At 35.5% G+C, this 12385-nt stretch carries 13 protein-coding genes; 7 read left to right on the top strand and 6 right to left on the bottom strand.

Annotated elements, in window-relative coordinates:
- Positions 1-12: 12 nt before the first annotated feature.
- From BK574_RS23715 to BK574_RS23730, 4 genes are all read right to left on the bottom strand, one after another.
- Positions 13-489 (bottom strand): glutathione peroxidase, encoded by a 477-nt coding sequence (locus BK574_RS23715; protein WP_078430334.1) that lies wholly within the window; start codon positions 487-489, stop codon positions 13-15.
- 293 nt (positions 490-782) lie between these two features.
- On the bottom strand, positions 783-1232 hold the full coding sequence (locus BK574_RS23720) for a carbonic anhydrase (protein ID WP_078430335.1): 450 nt from the start codon (positions 1230-1232) through the stop codon (positions 783-785).
- A 34-nt stretch (positions 1233-1266) separates the two neighbouring features.
- Complete coding sequence (locus tag BK574_RS23725) at positions 1267-2277, bottom strand: sodium-dependent bicarbonate transport family permease (RefSeq protein WP_075387224.1); 1011 nt, start codon at positions 2275-2277, stop codon at positions 1267-1269.
- A gap of 136 nt (positions 2278-2413) precedes the next feature.
- The gene (locus BK574_RS23730; protein WP_078430336.1) at positions 2414-2782 is read right to left on the bottom strand and encodes a Na-translocating system protein MpsC family protein; all 369 of its coding nucleotides are present in this window, start codon (positions 2780-2782) and stop codon (positions 2414-2416) included.
- 421 nt (positions 2783-3203) lie between these two features.
- On the opposite strand from BK574_RS23730, the gene BK574_RS23735 reads away from it, so the two are divergent.
- The 5 genes from BK574_RS23735 to BK574_RS23755 all read left to right on the top strand — a co-directional run bounded on the left by BK574_RS23735 (position 3204) and on the right by BK574_RS23755 (position 8507).
- Positions 3204-4088 (top strand): diacylglycerol/lipid kinase family protein, encoded by an 885-nt coding sequence (locus BK574_RS23735; protein ID WP_078430337.1) that lies wholly within the window; start codon positions 3204-3206, stop codon positions 4086-4088.
- Positions 4089-4182: 94 nt separating this feature from the next.
- Positions 4183-6156 carry an electron transport protein gene (locus BK574_RS23740; RefSeq protein ID WP_078430338.1) on the top strand — a complete coding sequence of 658 codons (1974 nt, stop codon included), beginning with the start codon at positions 4183-4185 and terminating at the stop codon, positions 6154-6156.
- A gap of 341 nt (positions 6157-6497) precedes the next feature.
- Positions 6498-7331, top strand: coding sequence for a DUF2268 domain-containing putative Zn-dependent protease (locus BK574_RS23745; RefSeq protein WP_078430339.1), 834 nt, complete (start codon positions 6498-6500; stop codon positions 7329-7331).
- 106 nt (positions 7332-7437) lie between these two features.
- Positions 7438-7650, top strand: a complete 213-nt coding sequence (locus BK574_RS23750; RefSeq protein ID WP_078430340.1) for a YuzI family membrane protein — start codon at positions 7438-7440, stop codon at positions 7648-7650.
- Positions 7651-7754: 104 nt separating this feature from the next.
- Positions 7755-8507, top strand: a complete 753-nt coding sequence (locus BK574_RS23755; protein ID WP_078430341.1) for a DUF3603 family protein — start codon at positions 7755-7757, stop codon at positions 8505-8507.
- A 677-nt stretch (positions 8508-9184) separates the two neighbouring features.
- Here BK574_RS23755 and trpS read toward each other — a convergent pair.
- Positions 9185-10174 carry a tryptophan--tRNA ligase gene (gene trpS / locus BK574_RS23760; protein ID WP_078430342.1) on the bottom strand — a complete coding sequence of 330 codons (990 nt, stop codon included), beginning with the start codon at positions 10172-10174 and terminating at the stop codon, positions 9185-9187.
- Positions 10175-10387: 213 nt separating this feature from the next.
- Between trpS and BK574_RS23765 the strand changes: the two genes are divergently transcribed.
- Positions 10388-11515 (top strand): MGDG synthase family glycosyltransferase, encoded by a 1128-nt coding sequence (locus BK574_RS23765; RefSeq protein WP_078430343.1) that lies wholly within the window; start codon positions 10388-10390, stop codon positions 11513-11515.
- A gap of 8 nt (positions 11516-11523) precedes the next feature.
- Here the strand turns inward: BK574_RS23765 and BK574_RS27735 are convergent, their stop codons facing one another.
- A complete protein-coding gene (locus tag BK574_RS27735; RefSeq protein WP_158211738.1) occupies positions 11524-11691 on the bottom strand; it encodes a hypothetical protein in 168 nt (55 codons plus the stop codon).
- 76 nt (positions 11692-11767) lie between these two features.
- On the opposite strand from BK574_RS27735, the gene BK574_RS23770 reads away from it, so the two are divergent.
- On the top strand, positions 11768-12325 hold the full coding sequence (locus tag BK574_RS23770) for a peroxiredoxin family protein (protein WP_078430344.1): 558 nt from the start codon (positions 11768-11770) through the stop codon (positions 12323-12325).
- The last annotated feature ends 60 nt before the right edge of the window (positions 12326-12385 follow it).

Raw genomic sequence — 12385 nt, forward strand, 5'->3', positions numbered from 1 at the left:
TTAGTTAGCCCCTCAAAAAAGCTCCTTAATATCATTTTCAATTTTACTTGGTTCAGTGGTCGGTGAATAACGTTCAATGACTTTACCTTCTTGGTCTACAAGAAACTTAGTGAAATTCCATTTTATTTTTTTAGAGAGCATTCCTTTTTTCTGTTCTTTTAAGTAAGTGAATAATGGATCTTCATTTTCACCATTGACATCGACCTTTGCGAAAATTGGAAACGTTACACCATAATTTAATTGACAAAACTGAGTTGTTTCATCAATATTAGCATACTCTTGATTATTAAATTGATCACAAGGAAAACCCAAAATTTCTAAACCTTGTTCTTTGTAGTTGTCATATAATTCCTGGAGACCTTTAAATTGAGGGGTTAAGCCACATTTACTAGCGGTATTTACTATTAATAACGGTTTGCCATTGTAGTCATTTAATGATTTTTCCTTACCATTAGTCATTTTTACATTAAAGTCATATACCGTACTCATCTTAAATTCCTCCTAGTAATACTAATATATCGTGTGCGATTTAATCTTACACGATATATTAATCGGTGGCAATATATAAGAATTAAAATTTAGAGGCAAGAGATCATTCTAACAAATTCGTACAAATAAAAATCAAAGGAAATGCTTAAACCACGAATTAAAGGATAATGGCAATAAAAATTCAATGTATTAACCGATTATTAAACTACCCCTAAGATAGCATTTTTTTAATATATGAAATGGTTGATAAAAAAATAGAACTCCTAAAAAATAGGAGCTCCCACATGTGTAATCTACGATGCAGTTTCTATGATGTTCTCATCTTCCCAAATCAACCCTTTCACATTAACATTTGCAGGCAATAAAGGATGTTGTTTTACATATTGAATACTTTTACGTAACATTTCATGTACATCTTGCTCACCAAGCCAACTGCCAAAGTCAGCCTCTTGATTATTTAACGTATAGTTCATTAGGTCAATTGTTTGTTTTGTACGATTTGTTCCTGTCCACTCTGGTATGTTAGTTTCAAGATTATTGTCTTTTACACTAATAAATATCACTTCTTTTGTGTCATGTTGATGAGTGGCCATTATAATGGTTCGCAGTAAAGAATCATACGGATGAACGATATATGGTTGATAACCGCTAATAACGGATACCTCATCTCTTTTTTTATCAAGCGCTTTTATAATGAAGGGTAGGGATTGGTTACAATTACAAATAATTAACGTATTTTTCATTTAGATCTCCTCCAAGAATAAAGTTTTAGGTTACTTAATAAAGCCATTGTGCAATTGAATAAAAAATCGGTATTCCAATCGTTAAATTAAATGGAAATGTGATACCGAGTGCAAGCCCTAAATAGATCGAAGGATTGGCATCAGGAACAGATGCACTCATCGCTGCAGGAGCCGCAATATATGATGCACTAGCAGCTAATACACCCATTAATGTCGCACCACCTACGGATAAACCACAAGCCATTCCAACAAGAACGCCGATGACACCATACAGAAGCGGCATCACAAGTGCAAATGAAAGTAATTTTAACCCATGTTTTCGAACAACGGCTAAACGTTGCCCAGCAATAAGACCCATATTTAAAAGAAACAAAGTTAATACACTTGGATATAAATCAATAAATAATGGTTGAATTAAAGGCTTCCCGTCTATTCCTATCGCCATACCAATGATTAAACTCCCTGCAAGTAATAAGACACTTTTTCCTAAAAAACATTCTCGAAGTTGTTCTTTACTTAATTTAAATGATAAGGTAGGAGCAACGAATCCGACTTTTCGAACGGAAACATCTTCTGGTTTTCGATCTTTCAAAAACTCAAGAAGGACGAGTGCGATTAGTATAGCGGGTATTTCCATTAACACGACCATCGCATTCATGAATGCTTCATAATTAATGGCCCGATTTTCAAGAAAGGCTGCTGCAGCCCCGTATGTGACAATGCTTACTGAACCATAGGTAGCGGCTAAAGCAATGGCGTTTTTCGTATCAAGCTTAATCACCTTTCTTAAATAGAAAAGAGTAATAATTGGAATAAGAGTACCTAGAAAAATGGTTCCTAATATCGGTTTACTTACTTCAGCAATGGAGTATTGAGAAAGTTCAATTCCACCTTTTAAGCCAATAGCGATTAATAAATACAAACTTAATGTTTCCCCAAGCCCCTTTGGAAACGTAAAATTAGACCCAAGGGCTACCGCTACCATGCCTAGGACAAAAAAGAGCACGGCTGGATTTAATAAATTTTCGACGACCATTTGTAACATTGTTTTCCCCACCCCTTATATCATTAAAATGAGTGAATTGAATATTATCTTTAAACATAAAAAGACCAGCCCTGTAGTAAACATACGAGGCTGGTCTATCATTTCCGTATCCGAGGATATTGAAATAATCTCCCAATTAACTATTTAATTTTGCTTCTAAGTCTTCCGCTAGCGTGAAAACAATGACGCGTTCGCCGCTTCTTGTACTAATATCGGTATGAAAGCATGTCGCTTCCACTCCTGTTATTTCATGAATGATTTTTTTTAATTCATTACTGCCTGTTTCAATGAGTTCGGAACGATTTCTTTTGACCGCCAGCATTCCTGGTTCGGTTTTCGTTAATGCTTGTTCAGCAGGTGTTAGAATACCTTTTAATTGTATAATAAGTAGGTTCCTTAGAATATCGGTTTTTACTTGAACAGACCCTCTACCTAAATATTCTTTCTCCCATTGAGTTAATGTTTTACTAATTTCAGCTTCAACTAATCCTTTTTTCTTATTCATAGCACCCACCTCCATCCTACATGAGTATAACAAAATTTTTCCAATAAAAAACGGTATACCCCAAATAGGAGTATACCGATTATTTCAAATCATTACTTATTACTGTACATATGGTTGTCATTTCATCTCTGCGTCTTCATCACAGCGATGCACTGCTAACCTTAAATAGGAAATAAGTAAGTATCATAAACCTTCGGTGTTATTTTAACTATATTTATTATATAGTGGAAACAAAAAAAGTGTCAATAAAAACTTTTTGTTCCAAAATTTACAGTGGTTGTGGAGAGTTTATGATATATTCTACATAGGTTGTTTGTACAAAGTATATACATATATAAACTAATATTTAGAATAAGTAAAAAATAAAAGGTGACAATGGTAATAAATGGTGAGTGTATCGTTAGTCTGGGAGTGTGAAATTATGTATGTATTTATTATTAATCCTATATCTGGTAATGGAAAAGGGGAGCTCGTTTGGAAGCGGGTTGAAAAGATTTTAATAGATAAACAAACGAACTATAAAGCGTATTATACAAAAGATAAAGAACATGTTACCGAAATTGTGAAAACTCTCGATCCTGAGATTGTTACAGCTTGTGTTGTAATTGGTGGTGATGGGACGGTTCATGATGTAGTCAATGGCTTACAAAGTGTGAAAATTCCATTAGGGATTATCCCTGCTGGGACAGGTAATGATTATGCAAGGTCGATGAAAATTCCAAAAGGATATCAACTGGCACTTGAACGGATTTTATCGGGTGAAAAGAAAAAAATAGATATATTACATGTTGGGGAACGGGTTTGTATGACGGTCATTGGAATTGGTTTTGATGGAAAAGTAGCTCAACTAGCAAATGAGTCAAAGTCTAAAAAAATATTAAATGGTCTTCGTCTTGGGAAATTTACGTATTTACTCATTGTTTTGCAATTATTGTTTAAATATAAGCCAACTCAAGTAAGGCTAGAGCTAGATGATGTTACCTATGAATTTGAAAATGTTTGGTTAATTGCTGTTGCTAACCTACCCTATTACGGTGGGGGAATGTATATTTGCCCACAGGCAGTAAGTGATGATGGAGCTTTTGATGTCTGTATCGTTCATCACACTTCTAAAATGAAGTTAATGCAAGTTTTCCCAAAAGTGTTCCGAGGAAAGCATATTAATCATTCCTCAGTCACTGTATTAAAGGGGAAAACGATTAAAGTAATTTCAGATATACCTGTTGTTATTCATGGTGATGGTGAGATTATTGGTGAAACCCCAGTTGAAGTAACAGTAAAAAAAGATGTATTAGATATTATATAAATAAAAAGAAGGACCTATCGTTCAATACATAGTGGATTAAAGAATGTGTAAAAATATCCTTTAGTACACTGATTTTGAAGGGTAGGTTTTTTTTATGAAAAAACGGAGTGTTGTTTGGTTAGTGGCTATTTTCGTTGCCATTATTGTTGTTAGTATGTTTGTCATTGAACCAGAATACGCTTATATTCCACCAGAAAGTCGGATTATGAATCATGATACAACGATGATTGGCAGTGAGGCGACGATAGACATGTGGGGAGTAACAATTCAACAAAAAGATAGGAATGGTATCGGTCAAACGATTCAAGGACAACAAACATTGTCGGCCGAAAATGGAGCAGTCCACGTTGATGAACCCTTTGTTGAATTAGGTAGAGAGCTTTTTTATGAAGAAACTTTCGGCAATGAAGTATTTCTAACGGATATCCTTGGAATGCTTGATGGCCCCCTTACTGTTTCCAATATAATGAAGGCGATTTTCGAGCTTAGAGGTGGACATACGAATAATCTACAAGTAGAACTAGCTTACGATATCACTCTAGGTGACCGAACATATAATAAAGGTGAAAAAATTGATACGGGTTTTGATGTACCGAAGGGAGCTATAGCTCCACTCGGCATGCCGATTACATTTTCAGATGGGCGTCTTAAAGCAGGAGTCAGTTGTGCCGCTTGTCATGCCACGGTTGATCGCGATACAGGACTTGTAATCGAGGGTGCACCCAACTTGAATTTTAATGGAGGCTTATTAATCGCCTTAGCAAGTAACTCAGCAGCTTACTTTACTAACACAGCAGTCGATGAAGAAAAATTACGCAATTTTATTACAGAAAATAGTCAAACGATTGTTACAAAAGATGGAAAGGTAGCGTCTTTACCCGATCCTAAGGTTATGGAAATGGCAGTTGATGAGATGTTAGTCAAATGGCCAAAAGGAAATTTTGACTCGACAATGGATCTTAAAAATAACCCTGCACAAATTCCTGATTCATTTACTTTAGGTGATCATCCGTACGGTTGGAATGGTTTTGCTGCAGTTGGTCCATTTAAAGGGTTAAGTTCTTTAAATAATAATGTTCATGCGCAAAACTCAGATATATTAGCTCAGTCGGAACAAAGTGATACACTTTTTGAAATTGATAAAGAAGTGTTTATAGGAACGATCCTACAAAATGCCGCTAACGAGAATTATCGTTACGACCCAGCATCCAATATCAAGCCATCTGAATTTTTAGCGCAAGTGGATGATACGCCTGAAGTTCCTGGTGTCAATGAAATGGTCAAGCCACCCAATTTTCCGAAAGTTTCCTTATTTACACCAAATGGCACTGTTATTAGTTCGCCAGGATTTCGGTATGGCGAACAAATTAATGCTTTATCGGCGTTTCAAAACTCACTTGTGCCGCCTCGTAATGAGGGACATGCATCAGATACGACGATAGCAACGGGCAGAGAAGTCTTCACCAGAGCAGGTTGTATTACTTGTCATAGCGGAGCAACTTATACAAACCACCGTGTAATACCTGTAGGTGAAGTTAAGACCGAACCTTCGAGAGCAAAAGCTTTTCAAGATATTCCGAAATTGCTAGATGAAGCGCTCACCTACTCTCCTGATGAGATTGTTCCTTTACGTGAGGACGCAAAGGTCTTAAAAGTACCAACCGACCATTTAGATGAAGAGCAACTAAAGCTAACACTTGCTCAAGACCATGATGGAAAAGGAGGATATAAAGTAAAGGGGCTCATTGGCTTAGCCTATTCACCGCCTTATTTACATGATGGTGGTGTTGCAGTAGGCCCTAATGAAAAAGAAGATGTTGGTATTGCAGGAACACTCGAACGAGGAATTGACCCTGATCCATACAATAGCTTAAAAGCTTTACTTGATAAAAAACTAAGACAAAAAGTTATCGAGGCAAATAAAAGTAACAAGGACCTACATGATGTACATGTTCAAGGCATTGGCCATGAATATTGGGTCGATCAAAATACAAGATTTACTGAAGAAGAGCAACAAGCTCTCATTCAATTTTTACTATCAATTACAGACTCAAGTGAGGAAAATTAAGACTTTAACGTTTGGCAAAATGGTGAAATTGTATTAATGAAATGGCTAAGACGGCTTCAGATGAATTATGTTCTGGGGTAATTTTTCGTCATTAAAATAGCTTGTGAGTTCATCAAAGCGTTTATACCGTTTAACTGGCTCAGTAACAACCCAGTTGATTGAAGTTTCCCTTGATAATAAGAATCAATTGGTTTTCTCATTCTATTTTCATTATTATCTCTGTTCACTTACTTTCTTTTTTTACAAAACATGAAGGTGATGTCAATGGATTCAGGCTGATACCTTCGCGAATCTTTGTTAGATTGCATACACTGGTAGTGTGAAGAAAGGAAGAGAGTTATATGGGAACAGTTGCTACTGATCGATGGATCAAAGGCTTTATTGAAGAAGCAAGTCAAACGTCTTTCGTACATCAAAAGTGGAATATACATTTAAGGACAATCATCCAGCCTGTTTCGCGCCATTTTCATAAAATGCCTCTTTACGCTCTTCATCGATCATTACTTGAACAGGGACTCTTTTCTCCAGATCAAGATGTGAGTTCGATTTATAGCCGTATGAAAAAATTAAAAATGTGGGCATATGTTCAAAAGGTATATAGTGAATTAAAAAATGAATGGGAAGGACCAGCAGTTAAAATTATAATTTTACCAGCAAATGAAGAAAATGAAGTGATTATGGATCGTTTAGGTGGAAAGATGGGCATCGGTTTTATGGATAAAGTGATATTGTTTGTAACCACGAAAACGACTCATTTTGATTTAAGAACTTTATTAACGCATGAATACAATCACAGTTGCAGGCTTATGCAATTACAAAAGGCTGAAAATGAACTAACGTTACTCGATTCACTTATTGTCGAAGGAATGGCTGAATATGCAGTGAAAGAAAGGTGTGGTGAGCGAGCTCTCGGAAAATGGCATCATCGTTTTTCAAAAGAAGAATTGCAATCTTTATGGGAGAGGTTGTATAAAGAAAGAATGTTTGTAAAAGGGAAGCATTATCATCGGCCTTTTTTATTTGGAAGTGAGTCTATTGGAATTCCATTATGGTCTGGATATGCGCTAGGTTTTGAAATTGTTCGCTCGATGATGGAACACCAAAATTACAGTATACAAAAGTTACTTTCACTTCAGTCAGAAACTATATTAAAACAATCAGCATTCAAAGACTAATTCTCCCTCTTTCGTTTTGTAAAGAGGGATTTTTGTATAAATAGCTAATTAATAAAAATAGAGATTGTTAGATGCGGACGAGCACTTATGTATATGAGGGGAGGAGATGTGTATCTTCAGAGTTTTTTCATTATTAATTGGCTTTGGTTTAGCTGTAGCTGGCGGAGTTAGTTTGCTTGCATATTTAAATTTATTAACAGCTGGGTATGATTTCCTAACGTATCTCCACTTTATTTCAACAAGAATTGAGCTATATATGGTGATTATTGGAGGTATTATAATTACATTATCAATTTACTGGCCAACGAAACGAAAATAAACGGCATATTTTTTATTTGGAATGAATATAGTACTTGTGGAATAAATTGCCTTACCTCTGACTATACTGATGGTACAAGCACTTAAAGTAAGGGGGCGATTTTGTTGGTCCACATTCGGGATGTTTGGATTAATTGGTTCGAAGGTGAAGAAAATGGTTACAATGTGTGTGATTTTTATGAATGGAGAACTGATGACCGGATCGAAGTATTAGACCAAGCCATTGTTGTGAAAGTTTCGAAAAAGCTCTTTAGTTATATTGAAAATAATCTAGCAGACTTACCAGAAACCTTATTAGAAGATGTACATCGTAAAAGTTATTTAAGAAAAAACATGTCACGTATTCAGTTAGACTATTGCTTTATTGCAACGGATGGTGAACGTATTATTGCGGTCGATACGATTGGGTACAAAACACCGATTCGTAAAAGTAGATTAACACCGAGACAAGAGCAAATTGTTCTCGAATTAATTGAGACAGAGCAGATGGAAATATACGAACTTGAAGAATACGAATATGAATATGAAAAGGAATACCATATATTATCACCTAGCCCAGAAGAGATGCGAGGACTAACAAGAAAAGAACGACAATTAAAGCAGTTACTCTTTATGGCACTCGACCAGCTATACTCCACAGGAAATGCAGCAGAAATTCGTTACTGGTACACAGAGTGGGAGCCAACGAAGTATATGGAAATTCAAGCGATGAATTTTGAAGAGGTTTGGAATGGTCTTTTTGAAGAAGTGAGACACAGCTGGTCAAATCGACATTATCATCTATGTGAAGCCATCGTAAAAGGACAACCTTTCTTTGAGAAACTGTGGGAATTAGAACATGGCGAAAGCGTAAAGTAACGTTACATAAAGGACGAAGGAGAACGGATGACGTTCTCCTTTTTTGTGCATAAAATCATGGAGTAGGGACGATTTGAGATTTAATAAGAATGAGCAAAAGTTCCTGAACATAGTGATTTTTAACTAAAAGAGAGGATAGAGCCTAGAATTACCTGAATATGGAATAATGGTGATCTAAACGAGAGAATAGAGGATAATGTTACCTGAATATGGAAGAATAGTGACCTAAACGAGAGGTAAGGCCTAACAATTTCAGGAGCTAGAAAAACGCCTTAAAGTGAAAACAAAGCATAACATCCCCTGAAATTGGAAAAAATAACCTCATAAGGTCATAGCACATGTCAGGTGATTGATCATGACCTCACGTCAACGATCAAATGTGAGCATTTTTGGAAAGGTTAGATCAAACATTTACACCCTAGTCTTTGTTCTCTATAATAAAATAGTAGATCTATCTAAAATCAGTGTATGGATGTTCTAAATTCTTTTTTTGGAGGAGGGTAATCATGGACGGATTTGTACACTTTCTTATGCAACTTCTAACGGTTGTCGTTGTTGTTGGAACATTAGGAGTTTCTTTCTTAGTTGGTGCAATTTGGAAGAAGCAAAAAGGATATTAATGCAATCATACATTAGAAGGAAACAAGGAGTAGAGACACCCTCTACTCCTTGTTTTTTTAACGTTTTTTTCTTCCTAATCCCATTGCTCGTTCTGCTTTTACCACCATTTTAGTTGCCGCACGATTTGCTTTTTCAGCACCATTGTCAAGGATTTCGTCTAGCTCAGTAGAATTGATTAACTCTTCGTACCGTTCACGGATCGGGTTGAGCGTTTCAACGACAACGTGGGCCAAGTCTTCTTTAAATTGACCATATCCTTTTCCTTCGTACATTGATGTAATTTCATCATACGACTTTCCTGAGCATAATGAATAAATAGACATTAAGTTTGCAAGCGCAGGTTTATTCTCTTTGTCATAATGAACAGAATTGTCAGAGTCAGTAACTGCACTCTTCATTTTCTTAATGATTGTTTTTTCATCGTCAAGCATCGAGATAAAACTTTTCGGGTTAGGGCTTGATTTACTCATTTTTTTAGCTGGATCAGTCAATGACATAATTCTTGCGCCGACTTTCGGAATTTGTGCTTCTGGAATTGTGAAAATGTCGTTGTACTTTTTATTAAATCGTTCAGCTAAATCTCGGGTTAACTCAATATGCTGTTTTTGATCTTCTCCAACTGGGACAACATCTGTTTGATAAAGGAGAATGTCTGCAGCCATTAGTGGGGGATATGTCAGAAGTGCAGCTGAGACAGCTTCTTTCCCGTCAGATTTATCTTTAAATTGAGTCATTCTTTCTAGTTCACCTATGTATGATACACATTGCATCATCCAACCTAACTGAGCATGTGCAGGTACTTCAGACTGAATAAAAAGCGTTGATTTTTCTGGATCAATACCAGCTGCAATATATAGAGCAGCTAAACTTTTAATGTTTTTTCGTAATTCCGTTTTATCTTGAGGAACCGTAATGGCATGTTGATCTACAATACAAAAATAACAATGATAGTCGTCTTGCATATCAACAAAATGTTTCATTGCCCCTAAATAGTTACCTAACGTTAGAGTTCCACTTGGTTGAATGCCTGAGAAAGCAATTTTCATTTACCTCTTCCTTTCCAAAAAACGTCTGTATACATCATCTTAGCGGATTATGAAGAAAGAGTAAATAATATTACTCATATTAAGTTAGGATCAAGAGTTTGTAATAGGGTATGTTTTCTAATCTTTTACGAATAATATATTAATAAAGATGTCGAAAAGAGAATTTTATCATTTAGTTTGATCATTTAGTTTGAGGAAAAGAGGGAAAACAGGATGAAGGCCAGACCATTAATTTTTTCTGCATCGATTGGACAAGGTCATCAACAAGCAGCAAAAGCATTGTATAACGAGCTTGAGGAGAAAGGATATTATCCAAAGATTATCGATACGTTTTATAAACTAAGTCCTTTACTTCATCACTGTATGGTAAAAAGCTATTTAAATTTGCTTAAATTAGGCCCTGCTGTTTGGAGAAAAATTTATTTCAACGCTGAAAAACATCCGTATTTCCTATATATTGACCGATTTAGTACATTATTTACGGAACGACTTCATAGACTGATTGCAGAAGAAGAGAATGTCCCATTTATTATTTCGACAAATCAATTTGTCACACCTTTTCTTACAACTGTGAAAAAGAAGAAAAACATTAATATTCCAATCTATTATGTTATAACTGATTTTTTATTACATCCCGCTTATTTACGGGAAGAAATTGATCGTTACTTTACGGCAGATCCGACTTCATTACACTTTGCCAAAAAGAACAACTTCCCAACCGACCGATTTAGTTTGACGGGTATCCCTGTTCCACGACACCCAGCTTTTTCAACTACGAAATCGAAAAGTCGAGAAAATCTACAATTAGATGAGCATAAAAAGGTTGTTCTCATTGCTGGAGGAGGTTTTGGTCTTACAAAGTATGCTAAGGTCATTCATGCCTTAGAACAGTGTAAGGAAGAACTACTGATTATTTGTATGACGGGAACGAATTCAAAGGCAGCTAAAAAATTAAATAATTATAAAAGTAAACATTCCATAAAAGTAATTCCTTTTACCGACCGTTTTCTAGAATATTTACGAGCAAGTGATGTTGTTATATCAAAGTCTGGTGGCTTAACCATGTCAGAAGCACTTATTTGTGAAACACCTATTATCATTTACAAACCTGTCCCTGGCCATGAAGAGCATAATGCACAATATCTAGTTGAAAAGGGAGCGGCTGTAAAAGTTCAGCACGATGAAGAATTACCTTTCATCATAAAAAAAGTACTATTCCAGAAGAAGATAAGCGATGAAATGAGATATTCTGCTAGAAAGATCAAAAAACCGACAGCTGCTGAAGAAATTATTGAGGAAATTATTTTAGCTTTGGAACAAAAACAACAGGCGGTTAGATAGAGAGAAACTTACGATTTCTTTTTCTTTGTCCACAAATAAAGTAGGAATAGCCCAATGGTAATAACAAGGAAAGGGATAAAGACGAAATCATTAGAATAGTTGAGTTGATTTGAAATTATAACATATAGTCCTAAACTAATGGTCATAATTAATACTGTTTTTTGAAGCAATTTCATAGACAACCCTCATTTTATTTAGTCTTAAAATATTATAACAGACGAGTACATCTGTTTATACAAAAGAGGTGAAGTAATGCAACTTCGGAAAAATGCCATGTATAGTTCTTTCCTTTTTTTACTTTTGTTTGTTGTTGCCTTTTTATATGAAGGGTCCAACCATATTTTTAGACAAGTAGAAGTGGCAGTAGCAGCCAGTTCAAAAGTCGGTGCATTTGAGAACGAGAAAGCTCCTAACTTTGAATTATTAAATTTAGAAGGAAAAAAAGTTTCTTTAGAAGACTTTCGTGGCCAAAAAGTTATTCTCAACTTTTTTGCAACATGGTGTCCTCCATGTCAAGAGGAGATGCCTTTATTAGTAGAGATAGATGAAAAATTACAAAATCAAAACATCGTGATGCTCGGTGTTAATATGACGAGTCAGGAACGTAATGCGAATGCCGTTCGTTCATTCTTGTCTTATTACAAAGCAGAATATGATGTGGTCTATGATGTTGATGGTAAAGTGATGAAAGATTATCGAATCATGGGGATTCCGACAACTTTTATAATCGATGAACAAGGAATCGTTGAAAAGAGAATTAATGGAATGGTAACACCTAATCATGTACCGCTTTTGTTAGGAAAAGAATAATTGACGTTACGTTTATTCTTTTGTCTCGGAGATTTCTCTTCTTTAGAGGATGATGCATTA

The sequence above is a fragment of the Alkalihalobacterium alkalinitrilicum genome, from assembly GCF_002019605.1.
GTDB classification, from domain to species: Bacteria; Bacillota; Bacilli; order Bacillales; family Bacillaceae_F; genus Alkalihalobacterium; species Alkalihalobacterium alkalinitrilicum.